The organism is Bacteroides sp. B1-V-101, assembly GCF_023656585.1.
GTDB lineage: Bacteria > Bacteroidota > Bacteroidia > Bacteroidales > Bacteroidaceae > Bacteroides > Bacteroides thetaiotaomicron.
On sequence record NZ_JAMOKH010000005.1, the window covers coordinates 123,541 to 149,066 of the forward strand.

Annotated in this window: 13 protein-coding genes and 1 pseudogene; 9 read left to right on the forward strand and 5 right to left on the reverse strand. The window is 38.5% G+C overall.

The annotated features are described in order from the left end of the window. Positions 1 to 80: 80 nt before the first annotated feature. A complete protein-coding gene (locus NBH01_RS06190; RefSeq protein WP_048697637.1) occupies positions 81 to 4,088 on the reverse strand; it encodes a hybrid sensor histidine kinase/response regulator transcription factor in 4,008 nt (1,335 codons plus the stop codon). Between the two features lie 226 nt (positions 4,089 to 4,314). On the opposite strand from NBH01_RS06190, the gene NBH01_RS06195 reads away from it, so the two are divergent. From NBH01_RS06195 to NBH01_RS06235, 9 genes and pseudogenes are all read left to right on the forward strand, one after another. Beyond that, positions 4,315 to 5,535 carry a glycoside hydrolase family 88 protein gene (locus NBH01_RS06195; protein WP_048693152.1) on the forward strand — a complete coding sequence of 407 codons (1,221 nt, stop codon included), beginning with the start codon at positions 4,315 to 4,317 and terminating at the stop codon, positions 5,533 to 5,535. Positions 5,536 to 5,757: 222 nt separating this feature from the next. Next, positions 5,758 to 8,922, forward strand: coding sequence for a SusC/RagA family TonB-linked outer membrane protein (locus tag NBH01_RS06200; RefSeq protein WP_370867671.1), 3,165 nt, complete (start codon positions 5,758 to 5,760; stop codon positions 8,920 to 8,922). 21 nt (positions 8,923 to 8,943) lie between these two features. Then, a complete protein-coding gene (locus tag NBH01_RS06205; RefSeq protein ID WP_048693142.1) occupies positions 8,944 to 10,779 on the forward strand; it encodes a RagB/SusD family nutrient uptake outer membrane protein in 1,836 nt (611 codons plus the stop codon). Positions 10,780 to 10,820: 41 nt separating this feature from the next. Then, positions 10,821 to 13,574: a SusC/RagA family TonB-linked outer membrane protein gene (locus NBH01_RS06210; RefSeq protein ID WP_048693139.1), complete on the forward strand. Its 2,754-nt coding sequence runs from the start codon at positions 10,821 to 10,823 to the stop codon at positions 13,572 to 13,574. A 12-nt stretch (positions 13,575 to 13,586) separates the two neighbouring features. Next, positions 13,587 to 15,248 carry a RagB/SusD family nutrient uptake outer membrane protein gene (locus NBH01_RS06215; RefSeq protein ID WP_080979781.1) on the forward strand — a complete coding sequence of 554 codons (1,662 nt, stop codon included), beginning with the start codon at positions 13,587 to 13,589 and terminating at the stop codon, positions 15,246 to 15,248. A gap of 92 nt (positions 15,249 to 15,340) precedes the next feature. Beyond that, positions 15,341 to 17,173: a C10 family peptidase gene (locus tag NBH01_RS06220; RefSeq protein ID WP_048693136.1), complete on the forward strand. Its 1,833-nt coding sequence runs from the start codon at positions 15,341 to 15,343 to the stop codon at positions 17,171 to 17,173. Positions 17,174 to 17,179: 6 nt separating this feature from the next. Then, the gene (locus NBH01_RS06225) at positions 17,180 to 17,539 is read left to right on the forward strand and encodes a hypothetical protein (RefSeq protein WP_048693131.1); all 360 of its coding nucleotides are present in this window, start codon (positions 17,180 to 17,182) and stop codon (positions 17,537 to 17,539) included. 29 nt (positions 17,540 to 17,568) lie between these two features. Next, positions 17,569 to 19,041: pseudogene (locus NBH01_RS06230) on the forward strand (glycoside hydrolase family 30 protein). A gap of 382 nt (positions 19,042 to 19,423) precedes the next feature. Continuing rightward, entirely contained in the window at positions 19,424 to 20,974 is a 1,551-nt protein-coding gene (locus tag NBH01_RS06235) for a sulfatase family protein (protein ID WP_048693123.1), read from the forward strand. A gap of 835 nt (positions 20,975 to 21,809) precedes the next feature. On the opposite strand, the gene NBH01_RS06240 is transcribed toward NBH01_RS06235, so the two are convergent. The 4 genes from NBH01_RS06240 to NBH01_RS06255 form a co-directional block, all read right to left on the reverse strand. After that, positions 21,810 to 22,484 (reverse strand): recombinase family protein, encoded by a 675-nt coding sequence (locus NBH01_RS06240; protein ID WP_048694681.1) that lies wholly within the window; start codon positions 22,482 to 22,484, stop codon positions 21,810 to 21,812. 175 nt (positions 22,485 to 22,659) lie between these two features. Continuing rightward, on the reverse strand, positions 22,660 to 23,010 hold the full coding sequence (locus NBH01_RS06245; protein WP_048694679.1) for a hypothetical protein: 351 nt from the start codon (positions 23,008 to 23,010) through the stop codon (positions 22,660 to 22,662). Further along, complete coding sequence (locus tag NBH01_RS06250) at positions 22,991 to 23,944, reverse strand: zinc-binding metallopeptidase family protein (RefSeq protein ID WP_048694676.1); 954 nt, start codon at positions 23,942 to 23,944, stop codon at positions 22,991 to 22,993. Before NBH01_RS06250 ends, NBH01_RS06245 begins: the two co-directional genes overlap by 20 nt. A gap of 21 nt (positions 23,945 to 23,965) precedes the next feature. Further along, positions 23,966 to 25,522, reverse strand: a complete 1,557-nt coding sequence (locus NBH01_RS06255; protein ID WP_055229373.1) for a hypothetical protein — start codon at positions 25,520 to 25,522, stop codon at positions 23,966 to 23,968. Between the last annotated feature and the right edge of the window lie 4 nt (positions 25,523 to 25,526).

The following is a 25,526-nucleotide window of genomic DNA, read 5'->3' on the forward strand; positions in this document are numbered from 1 at the left end:
TATTCCGATTTATTTTGAGAATATCCCTAATGTGAAATAAGAATATAATTCGAATAATTTTCTGCTAGTGTTCTGAAGTTCTATATCTGAATCTCTTCTTTTCTATAAGCTTGTGGAGTTACATGATATTTTTTTTTGAAACATTTACTAAAATATTTTGGAAAGCTGAATCCTGTTCGGTCAGATATTTCGGATATATTTAATTCAGGATTATTCTTTAGCAAATATGCAGCTCGTTTCAAACGGATAGTCATAATGAGGTCACTTGGAGTCTGTCCTGTTATTGCTTTTAGTTTGGTGAATAATTTAGTTCTGGCAATTCCCATTTGGGCAACAAGTTGGTCTACACTAAAATTCACATTATCAATTTCATTTTCAATAATTTCTGTGACTTTATCCATAAACTTTTTATCCAGGATATTATTGGTCAGAATTAGAGTATTTATTTGCGGTTGTTTACTGAATTTCTCCTGTAACATAATTCGATTATTAACGAGATTATTGCATCTTGATAATAAAATATTGATATTAAATGGTTTGGCGATATAATCGTCTGCTCCCATTTTCAAACCTTCCAGATTGTGTTCAATTGTAGTTTTGGCAGTTAACAGAACGACGGGAATATGGCAAGTATCGAAATTCTGTTTGATAGCCAGGCAAAGTTCTGTACCTGACATTTCAGGCATAATGATGTCACTGATAACAATATGAGGCATTTCCGAACACGTTTTTTCCAACCCTTCTTTACCATTAACAGCAGTAATTACTGTATAAAGTGATTTGAAAATGTTGACTAACATTTCTCTAAGCGAGTCATTGTCTTCTACAATTAGTATTTTGTATTTTCCTTCTTTTGGTATACTTTCGTTATCTATATTTTCCTTTTCCTGCTCTAGAGGCTGTTGATAGACTAAATTCAAATTAGTGACTTCATTTGAACAAGAAGTATTGGAATTTGTACAAATTTGGTCGTTTGTGAAATGCTCTTTTCCTGTCATTAGGTGGATGCGGAAAGTTGTTCCCTCTCCAAGCTCGCTGGACACATCAATATTTCCATGATGCAATTCGATGATACCCTTAGTGAGAGCCAGACCAATACCAGTACCTGTATGTGATGGGGAATCTATGTCTGCTTGATAAAAACGATTGAAGATCTTATCAATATCTTTTTCAGCAATGCCTGAACCATTATCTGTTATTTCAATTAACACTTCCTGATTTCTCTTCCTGACTGCGATAGATATTGTTCCCCCTGCTTTGGTATATTTGAATGCATTAGAAATAAGATTATTAATAGCTTTTTGCATTTGTTTGGCATCAAACCATACACTGATATTATTACTGCTTTTTTCAAAATTAAAAGTGATTTGGCGTTGTGCCGCGTATTCCAGAAACAGCAGGTAGTGTTCATATATAAAATGAACCATATTGTGTTCGCAGACTTTGATGGTCATATGTCCTTGTTCTTGTTTCCGGAAATCCAGTAATTCGGTTATAAGTTCTCTTAACTGCAGGCAACTTTTGTAAACTCCCAAAATCTTATTGTACACATTGGGGTTGAAAGAACGTACTTGCAGTAGCATTTCCATTTGGCCGATAATAAGTGTCAACGGTGTTCGGAACTCGTGGGATATGTTGGTGAAAAAACGTAGTTTTGCCTGATTTAGTTTTTCGATATCTTCGATATGTCTTTTTTCGTATTTAAGAGATTCCTGTAATTTTAGGCGATGATGATATGTATGTATGATATAATATGTAAGTATGATGATACTTATAATGTATGCTAAATAGGCCCATATTGTACGATAAAAGGGAGGTAATATTTCTATTTGTAATCGACTAGGGGGAACTAGCTTTTCGTTTACGTTTTCTGCTTTTACAATTAATGTATAATTGCCGGGAGCAAGATTAGTATAAGTAATAGTGTTTTGCTCCAATACATTCCATGTGTCTGAGAAACCTTCCAATCGATAAACAATTTTATTCTTATTGAAAGGTATGTAATCTGTAGTTGTGTATTCGATATTGAAAATGTTCTGAATAGATTTTAGGGTTATTTTTGGGGTATATGTAATATTCCGGTGTAATATTCCACTTTGGTCTCCAGTCTGAATATTTTCTCCGTTCACTGTTAGACGATATGGAAGTATGCGATAAGATCGTGGCGCCTGTTCCAAATCTTTTTCCTGGAAAGAAATCATTCCGGTGGTTCCACCAATAAATATTTCTCCTTTCCGGCTTTTATAGAGCGCATTTTCACTTATACAGCTTAAGGGCAATTCATCATAGTTCCTGAATTCTTTATGTTGATAATCTAATATTGAGAATCCTTTATCCGTTGTCACTAACAATTTTTCAGGTGATAGTTCGCAAATATTATATATTACATTGCTGGCAAGCCCGTTTTTACGTTTATCGAAATTGATAAAATCATCAGTCTCTTTTCTATATAAATCTAGTCCATTTTCGTTTGTACAAAACCAGAGCCTTTTTTGACTGTCCTCGTAAATGGAATTAATGCTATTGCTACTGAGACTGTGTTTATTACTGTTCTTATGTTTGTAAATGGAGAATTTTTGACTGTCAAAATGATAAGCACACGCTCCGCTGTTATTGTTGGCTATCCATAATGTACCTTCGTGGTCTAAAGTCAGCCCTATAGTGGATATCGTATTATAAAGCGCATTCTTATCCTGAAATAACAATTTGCATTTGCCTGTTTGTGGGTTAAATAGCGTGACTCCATTTGCTGTGGCCAATATCAATTGTTTCTGATAAGGAATAATATCCTCCACAAGATTGGACGGAAGAGAACTGCTATCTCCTTTTTTATTTTTATATTGAGTGAAATGCCCAGTCTTCATATCTAGTCTGTTCAGTCCTTTTAGATGTATACCAAGCCATAATACTTGTTGCAGAGAATCATAGTAGACAGCCCTCACATTATCATGTGGTAGATTACAGGAACTACTTTTGCTTAGATAACGTTTGTAAGTCCGGGTAGCAGGATTATATTTATTGATTCCTCCCCGTTCAGTACATATCCATAAGTTTCCTTCGCAATCTTCTAGCATACGTCCGATAATGGGAGAACTTAATCCTTCCTCCTCTTTGGAAGAGGCCTGATATTCGCGATAAATCTGTTTTTGTGGATTGAAATAATTGATGCCGCCGGAATAGGTTCCTATCCAGATAGTTCCTTGTTTGTCACAGTATAATCCCCAAATAGAGGAATGGCTTAAACTTTTGTTATGTTCCTGTTTAAAATATCTGTAAAATTCTCCTGTATTTTTATCATATTTGTTCAACCCGTTAAAAGTTCCTATCCATATGTTGCCTTCTGTATCTTCGCAACACCTGTGAGTAAAATTGGAACTGATTGTCGTCGGATCTTCCTCTTTACACTGAAACCTGTCAATTTGTTCGCCTTGAATGCGGTACAGCCCATGACCGGAACTTGCGGTTATCCAATACTCTCCGTTACTATCTCTGAAAATATCAGAAATATTCCCTGCTGTAATAGGATGGGTTAGTTCTTTTTGGGGAGTTAGTATATATACTCCCCGGTCACTTCCGATGAGTATGGAATCATTATGTATATATAATTTTCTGATATATCCTTCGTTATCCGGAAATTTATAGAAAGGCTCCAGCTTGTTGCCGTTGTATTTAAATATTTGTTTGGATGTTGCAGCGTATAAATAACCGGAGAAGAACTGCGCTTTCATATTATTTCTGGTTATCGTACTAAATAAATCTTTTTCTATATCATAAACGGAGATACCTCTGTTGGTCATAATAAAAACGTGTCCGTTCCGGTCACCGGTAATATGATATATATCATTGTATAAAATGCTGTTGGAAATATCTTTCTCCTTTTGATAGATTTTAATTTTTTTTCCGTTATATACGCCGATTCCATTGCGAGTACCGAACCACATGAATTCACGTTCATCCTGATAAATGGAAGAAATGGAATTATTAGGTAGGCCATCGTCGGTTGTCAGATGAAGAAATGATATGCTTTGTGCTTTTCCTGATAATGTGTATATTAGTAAATAAAAAATGATTATAATCCTGCTTTTCATATTCTAGATCTTATTATACAGATTACAAATATATCGTTTTTATTAAATAAAGAGTATGTGTGTATTTTCTTTTTTTGTCGTTTATTGTACATTTTAGGTCGTTTATTGTACATCGCTGCTTTTTGTCTCATTGTATATATTTGACATCCTCTTTCTGTACATATATTATCCCTTTTTTGTGATTAGCATGCGTATTTTTGTTTTCTCAAAATAATATGAATTATTTATGAAAACTATTATTTCAATTTGTATAGCCTTGTTTTTCACTTTTGTGTGTGCTTGTGAAAGGGTAGAGGAAAATTATCTTTCAGAAAACGTTGAGTATGCAGCGGCGCAATATGATTTGTTGATAGAAAAACTGGAAAAAAATGGTAAACCTTGGGCACCTCGTACGGTAGATACTAAAGGAAATATAGTATATGCCCGTAACGTATGGGACTGGACTTCGGGCTTTTTCGCGGGAAGCCTTTGGTATTTGTATAATCTTACGGGAGATGAGAAATGGAAAACATTGGCGAAAAAGTATACGGAAGCTCTGAAACAACAACAATATATAACTTCTCATCATGATATCGGCTTTATTATAGGATGTAGTTATTTAAATGGTATGCGTATGGGGCAGGAGGCATATGATACAATTATCGTGCAAGCGGCCAAGTCCCTTTCCACTCGGTTTCGTTCTGGAGCCGGAGTTATCCAATCATGGAATACCCGTACAGGATGGCAGGCACAAAGAGGCTGGGAGTGTCCTGTTATTATTGATAATATGATGAATTTGGAAATTCTTTTTGAGGCAACTTCTCTTTCCGGTGATTCTACTTTTTACAATATGGCGGTTTCACATGCAGATATGACTTTAAAGAATCATTTTCGTATGGATGGGAGCTCTTATCATGTAGTTGATTATGATATGAGAACAGGTAAGGTGCGAAGTCGTTGCACAGCTCAGGGATATTCCGACGAATCAGCTTGGGCACGTGGGCAAGCCTGGGGTATTTATGGATATACAATGTGTTATAGGTATACACGTCAATTAAAATATCTTGAGCAGGCAGAAGCTGCCTATGAATTCGTATGTACACATCCCAATCTTCCTGAAGATTTGATTCCTTATTGGGATTTTGATGCAGTGAATATTCCCCATGAATTAAGAGATGCTTCCGCTGCTGCTATTATGGCTGCCGCCTTGTATGAATTGAGCATGTATTCGAATAAAGCAAAGTATAAAGAGACGGCAGATAAGGTAATGCATTCTTTGTCATCATCGGATTATCGGAGTAAGATTGGTGAAAATCACAATTTCTTATTGATGCATTCTGTTGGAAGTTATCCGCATGGAAACGAAATAGATGTCCCTTTGATTTATGCAGATTATTATTTTCTGGAAGCATTGAAGCGGAAAAGGGATTGCGACATTGAAGCTAAGAGTAAATCAGTGCAGAAGTAGTGCTGTAATGGTGATTTTTTTGTACTAAAAGGGTGTTTTTTTGTACAATGATTAATAGAGAACTTGGGAGGATAATTTTTATACTTCTTATGTACGTTTTTGGTTTTTGTTTTTTTGGTTTTCTAACTATATTCGCAGTGTGAATAAACATTTTTGTCAGGTCGTTTTTTTTAGTCAATTTGATGAATTTTTAATCATTCTAGTAACTTAAATTTAAATGCAATGAAAGACTTTTTCACTCCAATGAAGATACCCCAAAAATGGGTATGTCTGCTAGCGATGTCTTTTGTGTTTGGACAACAGGCATTTTCTTCAGAGAACTATGTGACGGAAAGTATAGCTGTTTCGGCAGATATTATGCAGCAGAAAAGTAAGACGGTTGTTGGTACGGTAACTGATAATGGCGAGCCTATAATAGGTGCCAGTGTCGTGGTGAAGAATGCCGGTAAAGGTGTTATAACAGATATGGATGGGAATTTTAAACTGGATGTTCCTGTTGGTGCGACAATTGTCATATCTTATGTCGGATATGATAGTAAAGAAATTGTTTATAAGGGCGAGTCTACTTTAAAAGTTGAATTATCTGAAGATGTTTTGCAGTTGCAGGAAGTACAAGTTGTAGCGTATGGCGTAACGAAGAAAGTGACAGTGACGGGTGCTATTTCATCTGTGGGTACAGAAGAAATTCTTAAATCACCAGTCTCAAGTATATCCAATGCATTGACCGGCAAATTACCGGGGTTGTCTACTGTGCAGCAGACTGGGCAGCCGGGAGCTGATGATGCAACAATGTATGTCCGTGGTGTCGGTTCGTTGACAGAAGGATTATCGTCACCACTTGTTTTGGTAGATGGAGTAGAACGTTCGTTCAACCAACTTGATCCTAATGAAATTGAAGATATTTCTATTTTGAAGGATGCTTCGTCAACGGCTGTGTTTGGTGTTCGTGGTGCTAATGGTGTTATTTTGGTAACAACGAAAAGGGGACAAGAAGGAAAACCTAAAATAAATGTATCTACTTCTTATTCTTTACAAATGCCAACGCGTATGCCGGAATTTGCCAACAGTTATGAGTATGCAAGTACATATGTCAATGCCCAGCGTCGGGATGGAATAGAGAGTAACTTTGCTTTTACGGATGAAGCGATTGAAGCCTACCGGACACACAGCAATCCTTTAGCTTATCCAGATACGGATTGGGTGGATATGTTAATAAAGGACGTGGCTTTGCAAACGCAACATAATTTTTCTATTTCCGGAGGAACAAGAGGAGTCCGTTATTTTGCTTCCTTGGGTGTGTTGACGCAAGATGGTCTATTCAAGTCGTTTGAGAAAGAGTATGATGGTAATTTCAAATATAACCGTTACAATTATCGTATAAATCTGGATTTGGACCTGACGAAAACCACATTGATGCGTATGAATTTAGGTGGGCGTGTTAATGATAAGCGTACGCCGAATTATGAAGGAAGTAGTGATATCGGATTATTGTTCCGTGATATTTATTGGGCTATTCCAATGTCGGGGGTAGGTATTATGGATGGAAAATGGATATGGCCTGATACAAAAGAATTTAGTCTGCCGGGTACTGTAAGAGACGGACTTTATCCATATTATGGAAAAGGATATAACACTTCAGCAGGGAATATCCTGAATTTTGATTTTATGCTGGAGCAGAAATTGAACTTCATCACTAAAGGTTTGAAGGCACATGTAAAAGCATCTTATAATAGCGGTGTGACTTTGAAAAAGTTGCGTAAAACTTCTTATCCTCATTATGAGACGATAGTAAATGAAGATGGTACAGTGAATTTGCGTAAAGTGGGAGATCAGACCAATCTTCAATATTCGGAGAGTACAAGCCGGAGCAGAGACTGGTATATGGAGGTCGCCATGAATTATAAGCGTGATTTTGGTGATCATCATGTTTCAGCCTTGGCTATGTACAATCAAACAATGAAATATTATCCGGATAGTAATCCGGATGAATTTAAATCTATTCCCCGAAGCTATATCGGTTTAGTTGGGCGTGCTACTTATGACTGGAAAACACGTTATATGGTTGAAATGAACGTGGGGTATAATGGTTCTGAGAATTTTGCACCAGGTAAGCGGTTTGGTCTTTTTCCCGCAGTATCAGCAGGTTGGGTTCTGACAGAGGAAAACTTTATGCAACCTTTAAAACCGTGGTTGAGTTATTTTAAACTTCGTGCTTCCTATGGTGTAGTGGGGAATGATCGTGTGAGTGGTAACTATCGTTTTCTTTATCTGCCGGATTCTTATAATCCGTCGACAGGTAGTTATTATTTTGGAAATTCCATATCTACAGCATGGCAAGGTGCAGTGGAAAGTAAGATTGGTAATCCCGACGTAACTTGGGAAACGGCTGCAAAGCAGAATTATGGGGTGGATGCTTATTTCATTAACAGCAAACTAAAAGTTAATTTTGATTATTTTATTGAGCGTCGTAAGGATATTCTCACAAATCGTAAGGTTCTGCCAACTTATTTAGCAGCAAATTTGCCTATTGCCAATATTGGCAAAGTTGATAATAAAGGATATGAACTGAGTGTAAACTGGAGAGATAGAATTCATGATTTTAGATATCATATAGGTTTCAATCTGGCTTATGCTAAAAATAAGATCGTCTTTCAAGATGAAGTTCCCTATCCTTACGATTATATGAGAAAGACCGGTAAGCCGGTTGGGCAACAGATGGGGTATAAATACGATGGATTCTTTTCGGAAGAAGATGTGGCAAAGTATGAGACCGAACGTGGTAAATCAATACCGGATCATGGAACAGGGTATATTCCTAAGCCGGGTGATGTGAAATATAAGGATTTAAATAATGACCATAAGATAGACCAGTACGATGTTGCCGCTATCGGTTATCCAGTTTACCCACTTCTTACAGGAGGAATAAATTTGGGATTTTCCTATAAAGGATTCGATTTCAGTATGACATGGTCCGGCGCAACAAAAGTTTCCCGCTTATTGGATGATATTTTTCGTGAACCGTTTGGAGCCACAGATTCTCGTTCGTTAATGAAATATATGATAGATGACATGTGGACGCCGGAAAAAGGAAATTCAGCTAAAGCTCCTGCCATCTCGTTTACGAATAAAGTAAATAATTACAGAGACTCGGATTTATGGTTACGTGATGCTTCCTACTTGCGTTTGAAAAATGTGGAGATTGGTTATAATTTTCCTAAAAAAATATTGAGCAAAATCAATATTGGAAGTCTGAGAGTTTTTGCAACAGGTTATAACTTGTTGACATTAGATAAATTGAAAATTGTAGATCCGGAATCTCGTCCCAACGGTAATGCAATGTATCCGGTAGTAATGGTGATAAATATGGGCTTGAAAGTAGGATTTTAATTTATAAAAATAAAGTTAGTCATGAAAAAGATAAGAAAATATATTTATCTGTTACTGATCTTCTCATATGTTTCTTTTACATCATGCGAGGATTTTGCTTTAGGGGAGAAATTTCTTCAGAAACCTCCTAGCGGGGATGTTACTATCGACACTATTTTTTCGACGGCAGAGTATGCCCGGAGAGTATTATGGTATGCTTATTCGAAATTGCCTTATGGCTTTTCTACCGGTTATAATAATTCGACTTCGATGCGTGTGGGTTCAATAGAATCGTTGACTGATCTGGCACAGTCATATGTTGGTTATGCAGGAGCGGATAAGTTGTATTATCCGGGACTTTATAATGCCGGAAGTGAAGACGAATCAGGTGGAGAGGATCATGCAACTAAATACAATATGTACGCACGTGATCCTTGGAAAGGGATTCGCCATGCATGGGTCTTTATTAATAATGTGGACCGAGTACCGGATATGACGGCGGAAGAGAAGTTGCGTTTGAAGGCGGAGGCCAAAATTACCATTGCTGTGCAGTATTCTGAAATGTTGCGTCATTATGGAGCCTTACCTATTGTTGACCATGCTATTATGCCGGAAGAAATGGGGTTACCGGAGCGTGCCACTTTGCAACAGACTGTGGATTTCATAACCCGGTTGTTGGATGAGGCTATTGCATGCAAAGAATTACCTTGGGCTTTGCCGGAAGATGATCTGAGTAATGAGAGTGGACGTATGACAGGGGCGGCTGCCATGGGATTAAAGCTAAGAGTACTGTTGTTCGTAGCCAGTCCGTTGTTCAATTCTGACGAGCCTTATTTTCCGGGGGAAGCCTCTGATAAATTGATGACTTGGTTTGGCGGGTATAGTGAACAACGCTGGAAAGATGCGGCAAAAGCGGGGGAAGATTTTTTCAAATCTTGGAAACAAGGTGGTTTTTATGAATTGGTACAAAAAGAAACGGCAACTAAAAATACAATTCGTCAGGCATTTCAGGATGCATATTATACCAGGGGTACTACAGAGAGCCTAATTTCTGTACGCAGGCATTTTAGGACAAATGGTATCAGTACGTTGCTGCAAAGTTTACGTTGGGGCGCATGGTGTCCGACAAAAGAATGTTTTGACTTGTTCCCGATGGCGAATGGTGATGATTTTGATTGGGATAATCCTGTTCATAAGAAAAATCCTTTTATAAATCGTGATCCTCGGTTGTGTGAAACAATCTTATTGGATGGTGACGATTTTCAAGGTAGAAAGGCTGAGGTATTCAAGGAAGATGCTAATGATAAAAAGAATTATCCCAAAGGTGCGGATTGGAATAAGAACAATTTGGATAGTAAGAGTTTGTCAACAGGGATTGCCGGACGTAAATTCGCTCTTGACCGGAAAGGGGAGTACAATAACCGTGTAATTCATTGGCCTTATTTACGTTTGGCTGAAGTATATCTTGCTTATGCAGAGGCATTGAATGAATGTGGGCGTACCAGTGAGGCATATCAGTATATCAATGCAGTTAGAGCACGCGTTGGTTTGCCAGGGCTGGTATTGAAAGGAAAACTGGATGAGAAAACAGAGTTTCGCGAAGCAGTACTTCGAGAACGCGCTTGTGAATTTGTATGGGAAGAAAACCGTTTCTTTGATTTGATACGTTGGAAACGTGAATCTGATTTTACAAAACATTTGCATGGAATTAATGTGTATCGCCATAAAACTACCAAAGAATATAAATTTGATTTTCCGCAGTTGCCGGAAAGAGCATGGCAAAAGCCGGGAGGATTTTCTGCAAAATGGTATCTGAGTGCATTTCCTGATAAGGAAGTGAATAAAGGATACGGGTTAGTACAGAACCCGGGATGGTGATCATGAAAATCATTCAATGAATAAAGAAATAAAAGAATACTATGAATAAAGCTATAAAATTAGTAATGACAGGTTTGCTGGTGTCGGCAAATATGCTGGCACAGGAAACGGACAGCATACAGCAGTACGGTCGAGGTATTTCGGTTGACTGGAAAGAATCTACTACTGCGGGAGGAATGGTGACAGCAGGGCAATTATCCCATAAAACGAGTGTTAATCCTTCTAACTCATTATTTGGTTCTGTTCCAGGACTATATGTGTTACAGAATGCCGGCAGTTCCTGGGCAGATGGTGCTACTATGTATGTACGTGGTTTGGGGACTACAAACAGCAAAAGCCCGCTGATATTGGTTGATGGCTTTGTACGTTCCATATCAGACCTGACAGTGCAAGAAATAGAATCTGTGGTTGTCTTGAAAGATGCCGTAGCTTTGGCACTGTATGGAATACGAGGAGCTAATGGGGTCGTTTATGTTACCACGAAACGTGGAAAGACTGGCAAGCCGGTAATTAATTTCAATTATGAGTTTAATATGGGGACTCCGGTCCGTTTACCGGAAATGGTAGATGGATATACTTATGCCCAAGCTTTGAATGAAGGGTTGAAAAATGATCATCTTAGCCCCCGTTATACTCAACGTGAACTAGACGCGTTTAGAGATCGTACTTACCCAGACTTTTATCCGGACGTAGATTGGTGGGGAGAGGCTTTGCGGAATCATAGCCTTGGTCAGAATGCAAACTTTTCCATTCAGGGAGGGGGTGATAAGGTACAATATTATGCACAGTTGAATTATCTGAATGATCAGGGAATTCTGAAGCCGACCAATGACAATGAAGATTATTCCACCCAGCTTAAATTCTCAAAGTTGAATATACGGACTAATCTTGATATACAGGCTACCAAAACCACGAAAGTGCAATTGAGTATGCTAGGTAATTTCTCAGAACACAATCGTCCGGGTGCACAGCTAGATGATATCTTCACAGCTTTGTACCAGGTTCCTTCAGGAGTGTTTCCTGTTAAAACAAAGAATGAGGTATGGGGAGGTTCTACTATTTATTCCAATAATCCTATTGCTCTCATTTCAGGTAAGGGATATGCGCGTTCACAAAATCGTGCTTTGTATGCCGATATGAATATTCAACAGGATTTGAGTACTCTTACTCCCGGTCTATCTGCTTCAGTCCGAGTGGGGCTTGACAGCGATGCTAGTTACTGGGATTCCAATACTCGTAACTTTGCTTATGAGTCTTCAGTGAAAGGATGGGATGGAGAAGAAGACCAATATAAAAACTTGCGTAATGAATCTGCTTTGAGTTTTAGCAGCAGTACAGGAGAAATTGTCCGCCGCTTTAACTTTAATGCCCAATTAAATTATGATAGAAATTGGGGATTACATCGGCTGAATACAGTTTTACTTTATGCTATGGACCGGATGGATCGTGATGGACAGAATGCTTCCCGGGCATATATGGATATGGTTGGACAAGCGCATTATAGCTATAAAAACCGTTATTTACTTGATTTTGCTTTATCGGGTTCGGCATCCAGTGTTTTGGAACCGAATCATCGTTGGGGAATATTTCCGTCAATAGGTGCTGGTTGGATTCTTTCAGAAGAAAGCTGGATGAAAGGAAAATCGGTTGATTTCTTAAAATTGAGAGCATCTTATGGTATAGTTGGAAGGGCGGATTTTGGGGTAAATCTGTATAAGTATTATATGGGAAGTGGTAATAGTTATTATTTCAAGGATACTCCGGCCAGCCAAAGTGGTATGACTGAAAAGCAAATTGCTGTAGACGGGCTTACTTATGAAAAGTCGCATAAGTTGAATGTTGGTATGGATTTCATGGTATGGAAGAAGTTGTCATTAACTATTGATGGATATTATGATCATCGGACTGATATTCTGGTAGATGGTGGTAATGCGATTTCTTCTGTGTTCGGAATGACCGTTCCCAAGCGTAATGATGGTGTTGTCAATAACTATGGAGTGGAATTAATGGCAGGTTGGAATGACCGGATAGGTGAGTTCAGTTATCAGATAAACGGGCAATTCTCCTTCAATCGGAGTAAAATTATCAATATGAATGAAGAATATCGTCCGTATGATTATTTGGAGCGTACAGGGTGTCGTGTCGGTCAAATATTTGGTTATGAAGTAGAGGGAATCTATAAGAATCAGGAAGAAATAAACCAACGTGAGGTAAAACAATATTTGTCGGAGGTACGTCCCGGTGATCTAAAACTCAAAGATCAGAATGGTGATAAACGTATCGATCAATATGATCAAGTTGCCATGGGATATAACGCTACCTGTCCGGAGATTTATTATGGTTTCAATTTAGGTGCTGAATACAAGGGCTTGGGAGTTTTGGCGCAATTTCAGGGAGTGGCCAATTATAGCCAGGTGCTGGATACACGAAGTGTGTACCGACCATTGATTAACAATAATACAATTTCCAGATATTATTGGGAAAATCGTTGGAGCGAGAATAATCCGAATGGGACATTACCCAGGCTAACTACATTAGGATCAGCGAATAATTATAATAATAACTCATTATGGGTGACAGATGCTTCGTTTTTGAAATTACGAACATTAGAAGTTTATTATCAATTACCTGATAAATGGCTACGTAGGCAGAATGTTGTGAAATCGGTGAAACTTTATGTTCGCGGACACGACCTGTTATGTCTGGATGGCATTGATATTGCTGATCCGGAGGCGTTGGGAGTTACTCATCCTGCGATGAAACAATATACATTTGGTTTTAATTTACAATTCTAAATTGGAGAGACAATGATAAAAAAAATAAAGATTAAAAATATAGTACTGCTTCTATCTTTATTGATGATGACAGGATGTGGTTTTATGGATTGTGATGAGTCTGATAACTTTACCAAACAAGAGGTGCTTGATAGCTATAATCGTGTGAAGCAACTGGCAACCAATGTATATGGTTTCTTAAAAGCGGACTTTTGTTCTATAGATGGGGCCATGCTGGATGCGGCTACGGATGATGCCGTCCATATTTACAAGTCTTCCAATATCCAGCGGTTTGTGGATGGTACATGGTCTGCCAATAATTTGGTGGATAATGTATGGGGACATTATTACGAAGGAATTCGGGCAGCCAACTTCTATTTGAAGGAAACTGCCGGACTGACATTTGATGAATGGAAATATTCGGATGATTATGAGGCTATAATGAAAGAGTTTACTAATTATCAATATGAAGTCCGTTTCCTTAGAGCATATTTCTATTTTGAATTAATCAAGCGTTATCGCAATATTCCTTTTGTACTAGATGTCTTGGCACAGAATGAAGCTAACGGGGTAAATCCTGAATCTTATGAGAAGATTGCTAAATTCATCGTGGATGAATGTTCGGATCTTGCACAGATTTTGCCTGTGAATTATGATAATTTCAGTACAAAAGAGAAAGGACGTGTTACGCGGGCAGCTGCTATGGCATTAAAATCGCGTGTTACGTTGTATATGGCCAGCCCTTTATTTTCAGAAGATAGTGAAGATAAATGGAAACAAGCCGCAGAAGCTGCTTATGATATTATTAAACAGAAAACAGATTTAGGCTTGGACTTGGTTCCTTATCCTCAAATATTTAATGACGTTAATAATCAGAAAGCTGAGGTGATATTGTATCGTCCGACAGGTGAGAGCGGTGACTTTGAGAAGGCTAATTTTCCTATTGGAGTGGAGGGTGGAAAGACATCTACCTGTCCGACACAAAACTTGATGGAAGCGTATGATATGAAGGATGGTACTCCTTTTGTATGGAATAATCAGTCAAATCCATACGATAATCGTGATCCTCGTATGAAATATACGATTGTTTGCAATGAAATGAAATGGCCTGTAGACCCTGTGGAAATATGGGAAGGAGGAACTAACGGATTGCCATTGCAGAATGCCACTACTACAGGATACTATTTGAAAAAGTATGTAAATAACACGATTAGTTTCGAGGCTGGCAGCACTGTTACGAAAAAACAGCATAATTGGGTATTGTTCCGTTATGGTGAGATTTTGCTTAATTATGCAGAAGCTATGATTAATGCTTTTCATGATCCCAACTATAAAGATGCTGTTTACAATATGAGTGCGCGTGAAGCGGTAAATCAGATTCGTGGTCGTACAAATATTTCGTTGCCCGGTTTTCCGTCGGATATTACAGAAAAAGATTTCGTTAAACGCCTGAAGAATGAGCGTCGTGTTGAGTTAGCTTTTGAAGGTCATCGTTTTTGGGATGTACGTCGCTGGAAGGAACTGGGACAGACGGCCAATATATATGGAGTAAAAATAACGAAGAATAATGAGGTAATCAGTTATGAGAAATTCTTACTCGAAACCCGTGCGGTAACTGATAATATGTATTTTTATCCTATACCCAATACAGAACGCTTTAAAAATCCGAATTTGGGACAGAATCCCGGATGGTAATTATAAAAATAATATTGGAGTGTCTCCCCGGCAGGAGAGAATACTCCAATATCCTGTTCTTAACTACAGCAATGTGATCTGATACTTTTTTTATGAAATATATTCTTTTCTTTCTTATATTATTTTCCTCAAAGCATATTCTTCTTGCTAATGAAATTACAATGGAGCAGGCTAGAAAAGTGGCTATGAGTTTTTTTTGTGAAACGATACGATCCCGTGGTGGAATTCCCAGACTTCAGCTCGTCTGGGATGGTGAAAGTACTACTACGAGAGGTGGATCATCTCCCGCATTTTATGTGTTTAACCGTATGGATAGTGATGGGTTTGTGATTATCTCGGGAGATGATGTTACCATGCCGATATTAGGATACTCTTGCTCGAATCATTTTGTAGTTGAAAATATGCCTCCCAACTTGCTTGATTGGATGGATGAATTACGCAATCAGATTAATGCGGTCCGGGAGGAACATGTTGTGGGCACTTCTTATATTTCGAAAGCTTGGACGCGGGCATCAGACGCTATTGGTACGCCAATAGTGAAATTAACCACAGCCTTGTGGGACCAGCAAGCGCCTTTCAACAGACTATCTCCGACAACCAGTGACGGAAAGTCAATTACCGGCTGTGTAGCTACTGCAATGGCGATTATTATGCAATATTATCAATGGCCGGATCAGGGTGTAGGAACTGTACCTGTTTATACTCTACAAGCTGATAAGAATACCCAGATACCAAGCAAAACTTTTGATCGTCCTTATGTTTGGAGCAAGATGCCGGTAAAAGTTGATAAGAATTCGGATACTGATATAAAGGATGAGGTTGCAACTCTTATATATGATTGTGGCATTATTTCAAAGTCACAGTTTGGCAGGAAGTCTACGTGGGCATATTACGAGAATGCACTGGAAGGTATGATAAAGTATATGAAATATAATAAGGGGACTCATATGCAGAATCGGGCTACCCGTGTTATGAGTGAATGGCATCAGATGTTAAGGAAAGAACTTGATGCAAAAAGGCCGATTCTATATACAGCTTCTACTAAATCCGGTGGAGGGCATATGTTTGTAATAGATGGCTATACCCAGGAAAATTATTATCATGTTAATTGGGGGTGGAGTGGAAGTTCGAATGGTTATTACTTATTGACTGTTATGGATCCGTCAAATCCGGGTTCCGGCAGTTCTAGCGGTGGATACACTCAAGAGCAAGCTGCTTTTTTTAACTTGATACCAGATAAGGATGGCACCTCTGCTTTTACAGATAATTTGGTTCTTATTAGGAAGGAAGTGAATGGTGTCTATTATGAAGGACTTGTAATGGATGCTGTTAATATTCAGCCAGAACAAGAATTTAAAATAAGTATAGGAGCTGTTAACAACATCGGACGGTCAGCTTTTGACGGAAACCTGAGAATAGCTTTAGTAGGCAAGAACGGAACTATAAAAGAATATATATCCGAGGAAATCCCTGTTAAGTATCCGGCAGACTCTTACCATAGTGAAACAGACTGTTTCTGTAAAATAACCCTACCAATAAAGGCCGGAGATCGGATTAGAGTATATTACAAGGGTAAATATTCAGAGGATTGGGAATATTTGCGGGGTGGCTCACTATTGAAATCTGAAATTATTCTCAAGGAGGAAGATATGCCTTTGGAAAAAATGACCAGTTTTGCTTATGATAAGAAAAATAAGAAGATTAGTCTGAAGACTTGTCCCCAGGTAGAGTATCAGGTGCTCTCACTAACTAATAACGTGGTATTTTCAGGAATTACTAATGATGATAACCCGGAGATTCGGATTGATACAAGTGAGTTGATTGACAGAGAGTATGTCATTGTGCTCCGGAAGAAAATAGAGGATGAAGACGAGTATGAAGAAAAAAGAATACGTTTTGCAATAGGTAATCAAAATAAGAAATAGGAGAATATGAAGGAGATATTGAAATATATTGGACTGACTTTAATTTTTTTCATGGTATATTCATGTAGCGGTGGAGAGGATATTTTGCAGGAGGGACCGGAAGAAGACCCTTTTAAGGACTATTGCCTTGTAACAATAGAGCATAGCGGGAAATCATTTGGTTTTCTTGAATTTACAGGCAGTAAACTGTCTGGTAATATTCAATGGGGAGATGATAAATCTGAGATGTTTGCAGGAAAAAACACTCCGTCACATGTATATCAGACCGCGGAGGAACATATTATCGTCATAAAAGTTCAACAGGCTGATGGGATTATGTTGCCAGGTATCGAGGGGGTATCTCGGATAGATTTATCTGATTTTTAGTTAATTGAAATATTCTAAAAAAGGAGAAAATGAAAAGAATAACTTTTATATTTATAGTTTTGTTGATGGGGGTGGAAAGTGTATTTGCCCAGTCCTGCACATGGATCTACAGCACGGAAGGAAATATGTGGAAAGAATCGAAAATCAGATTACAATTAAAGCCTGATAAGGAACCCGCTTTAAAGGTGGATACAACAGAAAGCATTCAGGTATTCAAAAGATGGGGAACTTGTCTCAACGAACTGGGATGGGATGCTTTGAATTTGTTGCCCTTTGAACAATAGAAGGAAGTATTAAGTAATCTTTTTTCGAAAGAAGGCGCTTTACGTTTTTCCATGGGGCGTATACCGATGAATGCCAATGATTATGCACGGGACTGGTATAGTTGTGATGAAGTGTCCGGTGATTTTCAGTTAAAGTACTTTTCTATAGAACGTGATAAGAAGACAATTATACCTTTCTGTAAAAGAGTTCTGCACTGTAATCCTGATGTAATCTTTTGGGCATCTCCTTGGTCACCGCCGTCCTGGATGAAGGTTAACCATTATTATTCAGTACGTAGTTGGAATGGACAGAATAAAATGTCTCCTTTGTCTGATGTTGTTCTATATGAAAATACTACGGGGAAGGATGCTGCATATTATCCAAAGCAATTGGCTGTGAATGATTATTTTATTCAGGATTCTCGTTATTTGAAAACCTATGCCAATTATTTCTGTAGGTTTGTTTCTGCCTATCGGGAAGAGAATATTTCCATATCAAGAGTGATGTTTCAGAATGAACCATGGGCATATACCATTTATCCGGGTTGTGCATGGACGCCTGAGGGGATTATAAGATTTAATGTCGAATATTTGGCGCCGGAGTTAAAGAAACAACACCCGGAGGTTTCACTTTTTCTTGGAACACTCAATACCAATCGTTTTGATGTTGTAGATAAGATTCTGTCAGATTCTCGTATGAAAGATGCAGTGGAAGGATTAGGATTTCAATGGTGGGGAGGACAGATTTTGCCTGCTATCCGCAAGAAATATCCGTATTATAAGTATATGCAGACAGAGAGTGAATGTGGTTCAGGAACGTTTGATTGGAAAGCGGCAGAACATACATTTAGGTTGATCAATCATTATATAGGTAATGGTTGTGAGGAGTATACTTTTTGGAATGCGATTTTATCTGACGAAGGAAAAAGTAGCTGGGGATGGAAACAAAATGCTTTGATTCGTGTAGATTCTAAAACCGGGACTATTACGTATACACCAGAATATTATGCGGTGAAGCATTTTTGTAATCAGGTTGTTTCAGGTACAAGGGTTTTACAATATAAAGAGAAGGGGGAGGATAATTTGTCTGTTATTGCTTTCTTGACTCCAGAAGGTAAATATTTGATAGTAGCAGGTAATTATGGTGATGTTGCGCAGCAAATGACGGTACAATTAGGGGAGAAGTATTTAAATGTAACTTTACAGGCGCACTCTTTTAATACATTTATTGTAAAATAATTGTTTATATTGCATTATTATAAAAGCAAGATTAGATGTCCTCTGCCGAATCAAGTGATAATTCGTAGCTTCGGTAAAGTTCTCCTGTAACTTTAGCCTCTGAGAGTTTAACGGTATTTGTCTAAATGTTATAATTGGACACTATAAATCTAATATTTTGCTGATATATTATTGATATAGAGACCGATATATTTCTATTAACATCGAACTCATGTTAATTTAAGTGTTCCTCAACTTTATGAAATGAATAAAGTGACGGAAAAAGAAAATGTTGCTTCTTAATACCCCGATAAGGTTTTTAAATTATAGAATGTTCTTCGCAGAGTACGCCTGAAGTAAAGTGAGTAATGTAAAGTAGCCTTTGTTTTAAATTAAAATAGAAATGAAACCAATTTTATACAAACTTATTTGTAGTCTTCCTGTAACTCTTTTTGCCGGAACAGGTACACAGGTCTTTGGACAGGAACAACGCCCGAACTTGGTCTATATTTTTCCTGATCAATATAGGTTGAATGCATTGAGTATATGGAATGATGTGGCATATCGTAATGTTCTGAATACGGTAGGTGATCCGGTTCATACCCCTAATTTGGATAGACTGGCAAAACAGAGTGTGATTTTTAATCGGGCGTGCAGTACTTGTCCGTTAAGTAGTCCTCATCGTGCTATGTTGATGACAGGTGCATTCCCTGAGAAGAATGGAGTACCGGGCAATTGCCATGTGAACAATCAAAACGGTATTCCCGACAGCTTGGTTTGTTTCACTGATGTACTTGCGGGAGCTGGTTATGAAACGGCTTATGTGGGAAAAACGCATTGGCATCGTACGGAAGCCCTGTTTGACAAGGAGAATAATTATGTAGGTACAACTGAAGCACCTGGCGGACATTGTGTGTATCCATACGATACCTATATTCCTGAAGGAAGAGGGCGCAAGAGTAATAAGTACTGGTTTCAGCAATTGAAAGACAATCATTTTAATGCTACTGCCTATTCCAATCGTCCTGAATTGGTGGGTGGAAAGAAAGATGGTGAGCCGTTCCGTTATCGTCGGCTTACCTTGGAGGTTGAAGCGGATGTAGTGATAGGTTATCTGCGAAATAAGCAAGGACAACGAGACGCTTCCAAGCCTTTCAGTTTATTCTGGAGTTTGAATCCACCTCATACCCCTTATCATAGACTTACGGATTGTAAGGAAGAGGTGTTTAATCAATATTATAAAGATTTGAAACCGGAAGAAGTATTGCTACGTCCTAATGTGAAATTTGGTGAGGGTACACAAGTGAAAAACTTGGAACAACTGACACTTCAGGCAAAAATTTATTTCTCTTTGGTGAAGAGTGTGGACGATGAGATAGGTCGGGTGTTGAAAGTTTTGGATGAAGAAGGATTGACTGATAATACCATCTTGATATTCACTGCCGATCATGGGGAAATGATGGGTAGCCACGGTCGTATGGCAAAGAGTGTGATTTATGATGAGTCTTTTTCTATTCCGTTCTTTATACGTTATCCCGGTCAACTGAAACCAGGAGTGAACGATCTGATGTTGGGCGCTACAGATATTATGCCTACTTTGCTGGGTATGATGAACCTTGGAGACCAACTTCCTGAAACGGTGAAGGGAAAGGATTATTCACAAGGTATTCTTACGGGTAAATATAGGAAGGTAAAGAAACCTGTTTCTCAGTTTTTCTATCAGCAGAAAGAGAAAGGTGTACGCACTGACCGCTACTCGTATTTGGTGACAGGGGATGGAAATTATCAACTTTTTGATAATCTGAAGGATCCTTATCAGATACATTCTCTGAAAATAGAGGAAATTCCGTCAATTCAGACAAAGTTACTGAAAAAGGAACTTGGAAACTGGTTGAAGGTGTCGGAGGATGGCTGGGCCAAGGAACACAAATTTCCAGATAGGATAACTTATTAATAAAATACCATATATGGAGAAAAATACAGTTATCAACACATTTTGTCTTTAATCCATATACTTTTGTTACAATCCTCCACAAAGTTGGTGTATTGTCTCGACAGTACCTTCTGTGAATTACATATTTCTTTATCGTTTGCCATTAGTGGTGGATGATATACATTGCTTAAATATATGTTACAGCGCTGTGGACCGATTCTCACAGGGTTGTTTCTTTATTGCTTCCAATACGACGGTTATACAATTGCATCTATTAGGAATAAATCCGCTCCTGAATGCACTTGTTATTGTAATAAAGTAATACTTTGAAGAAGTATGCTGTAAATCCCTTTTTTATATCTAATACAGACGTTTTATTTAGGGAAATTTATAAATAATAATTAATCTATTAGGGTATGAGCACTCTGGTATATGTCCGGCGATTATCTGGATAACACGACGCAAACAGGCCGTTAATGGGCTTTGGCACTGTTCCCACCATATGTGATGCAGTGTTTGATAGCAGATATTAGCCGATATGACGGGGTTAGCTGGGCATAAAGGTAAAAAACGAAGTGACATACATAACTCCTGGAAGGAGATAAAAGTGTTATAAAAAAGTTTGCAAATCGTGTACATTTTATAATAGAAGTACATTTTTTGTAGTATATTTTATAACATCTACACTGTCCCTACTGGCTATGTATTTACTATCGTATACTCTCCGTCTCCGACTTACCCGATGAAGAAAGAAAAAAGAAGCCGGGGCATCCCTCAGCTTCTCTTCTTATAAAGATTTTCTGTTACCCAAAACTCATGTTACCATTGATTGTCATATAACAGATTATAAACTTTCTTATTTCAGATTATACCTTCTGATTAATTTGTAAACCGTTGATTTGTAAAACCTGTATCCTTTAGACGTTACAAATCCTTCTTTATTAAGAATATCCGCTATCTCCTGCAGAGTATGTTCCTCTTTTACTAATGTACGCAACATGGCGACAGCTCTCCTGTTATTGGGATTGTTATCCGCTTTCTCCCTGCAGGTTCTGATACTGTTCTGAATTGCCTGTTCATGTTTGTCCATTAAGTGTTCCGGATTACCCAGCCTGAATCCCCTTGCCTTCTTTGCCTGTAGGGCGGATTTTGTTCTTGCCGCTATCAGTTCCGCTTCGTATTGTGAGATTGCCGACAGGATATGCAACACCATCTTATTGGCTTGTGGGAAATCACAAAACACGATCTCCACATCATTCTCCAGAAGATTTGACAGGAAGGAAACATTTCTAGCCAACCGGTCCAATTTGGCAACGATCAGTGTCGCTTCCGTTTTTCTGCAAAGGCTTAATGCCTCTTTAAGTTTGGGCCTGTCCTTTTTTCGACCTGATTCAATTTCAACAAATTCAACAACCGGAGTTTTGTCACGAAGATATTTCTGTATAATTTCCCTTTGTGCTTCAAGTCCCAGTCCTGAATATCCTTGTTTCTGTGTGCTTACCCGAAGATAAGCTACATATTGATTGTTCATTGATTTTAAATTTCAATAGTTTTAACAGTGGTTCCGCTGACTAGATGCTCGTCTAATCTATGGAACCATTCATATTATTACATAAAAAAGGCTTTCCGTGAGATTTCAGGTTCCTATAAACTCTACTTTTTCACAGAAAGCCGTATTTTTAGATTCTGAATTTCTCAGAGATTCCCTAATACCTTATAATATCGTATGTATCAGAAATCCTTTTTTCATAATCATCCGTTTTCTCCACATTCTCGTCTATTATAGAAACGAGCATATCAAAGTAAACGTCTTCTATTATTTTTCTTTCTCCTTCAGAGTCAGGGATAAGATGTATTTCAAACAGGTCCTTTCCTTCATCGAGAATGATTTGTACCATTCCCGTATGCTTGAATCCCTGCACATGAAATTCCAGTCCGCCTTTGACCGGTTTTATCGTATCCATATCTACTCCCCACGACATTACTATAACGGGTTGTGTCTTTAGGATTGACCATATATATCCTGCCAGTTTCAGATCATAATTTTTGTTTTCCATATTCGATTTTATTTAAGTTGTAATATTCAGTGTAAATTCTCTGGTAATCCTCCATATCCAGTTTCGGAAAAACGGAGTGGTACATATAATAGAGGTCTTCTATGCTCCATAATTCCCCCTGATCGAGCAGTGCAAATATTTCGTCTACAGCTTCGTCAAATTCATCATAACTCCTCCATCGTCCGTCCAATATTTCTGTCTGGTGTGGATAAGTGTCAGTACAATTCTCAATGATATGCTCTACCAGTGACAGACAGCTCATGAGGTCTTTCTTTATCGTAAATTCATGGTCCGTATGTGGTTCGTAATATCCACAGCTGAGATTGATGCAACTGACCTGAAGCCCCCGTTCCTTTAGTTCCTGCACATCCGTCATCATTCCATGTGTTTCCCTGTATCCGAACTTTTTATATCCGGCAGCTTGAAGGAATTTGGGAGAACATAGTGAAGTCCAGCCGATTTCTGTAACAATGTCCTGATACCCCCGTCTGTCAGGCTGTATAACAAAGCGGCAGTCATTGAAAAAATCCATCACCGCTTTTCCTGAACCGACACATCCCACTTCTTCGCTGACAAAGAACGCCAGTTTTAAGGAGTCATACTTTCTCAGGCATTTGAGTGCTATCCAGATTCCGTTCTTGTCATCGGCTCCGAGTCCTTCCTGTCTTTTATTCCGGGAACTGTAACCGAATATGATTTCTCCCGTTTCGACAGTCGTGAAGTCTTTTGAATGTAACCTCTGCACTTGGTCAAGATGTGCTACGATACAAGGGTATGATTCCGCTTCCCCCTTTGTTATATATAAGTTCCCGGCTGCGTCTGTTTCAACTTTGGTACCGGTAATTCTCTTGGTATAATTCCATATAAACTTAATCATCGTCCGTTCTTTTCCGCTCGGGCTATAAACCTTGTATAATTTCTTAAGCAATTCCATAATTTTTATTTTTTTTGTGGGTTAAACATTTATTTCATTCATCTCGTATGCATAAGGCAATCCTGTTTCTTCATCTATCCCGTCATAAAGTTTGCCGTTCAATTTATGAAGTTCTTCCGCTTCCAGCAGTCTTTGTGCTGACTCTACGGATATTGTCTTTCTTTCATATTCACAAAGGATATTGTTCCATACCCGGTATATGGTTATGTCTTCTGCATGCTCGTAGTATTCCTCATCATAGTCGGAATAATGCCAGTTTTCCTTTTTGTATTCCTGTTCTGCTTTCTTCCGGCATTCTTCACAGCAATAGTCCTCTTCCGTTATTTCTGAATAGTATTTATCCTCTTTTAGGAAATCCTCTTCACATTCGGAGCATGATAGTACGTCGGAGTCATGGTGGTATTCTTCCAGTTGCTCTATCCATGTAAATTCTCCCAGATTCTCTACATCACAATAATATTCCTGCCCATGATAATATACGGTGGTGATTTCACGACAATTGTATTCATGGAAATCATCGTATTCCTCCTCACCATTCAAAGAACCGTCAGTAATATCAAGTGCGATGTCGCCACTTCCGTAATTGTCCGCTGTCCTCCCGGATTGATTGTACCATTTGAATGAATCCTGATAGCTTAGGGTATCGTCATAGTCCAGGTCACATTCTATCCTGAATTTCCTGTCTGACAATGAATTCTCCTCCAGGTCAACAAAAGCTCTTGAATCACCACATCCGGCACCAACTTTCTTGTAACCGTCAATGTGTCCTCCCTTTATCAGAGCATCTATTAAAGCACGTTTGAGGGTGTTGTTCTCATCGGTAGCGTATTGTCTTTCCGCCAGTCTCCATATTTTTCCATTCTGGTCTGTAACCCTGTTGTAGATGACACACCTTGCTGTCACCTTTCCTTCTTCATTGATCAGGTATGCCGCGCTTGCATCGACTGAATTCGTATAGAAATAATGCAGTTTCCTGTCTACCATGCAGGAATGAAAATCTCCTTTACAGCAGTCTGATGAATAGATTCTCTCAAAGTCTTTGTCAACATGCAGTTTATTCTTCGGTAACCTGCCGTGAGTATACCCTTGCCAGTCCGCCGAGAATTCCTCGCACAGATAAGTCACTATCTGTTCAGGGAGGGTTCTGCCGAATTCTGTTTCCAGTATGAGCGAGCGGTAGAGTTTTCCCGCTTTCATTTTAAACACCTTTCCTCCGTTTTCATGGTTAATGTAGCGGATTGATCTGGTATCCCCGTCTTTACACAGCCCTTTCAGTTCGTCCGTTTCAAAGTTCCTGGAGTAAAAGAAGTCTCCGTCCAGCTCCAAGACATAACGTAATGACATATCTGAGTGCCCGCTTATAATTATTGTCCGGGTAATGGTCTTCTTCAATTCCGCCATTGAGGAAATATGAAGCAGCGTATAATTGTTTGTCTCTATTGCTTCATGCAGTAATCTCTTGTTCCTGATATATGCCAGCAGTATCTTGTTTTTTCTGCTGCATACCCCGTTTCCATGCTTGATAATTCCAAACATGTCCTTGAATTCTTCATAATTTTTAAATTTGTAGTATAACATAATC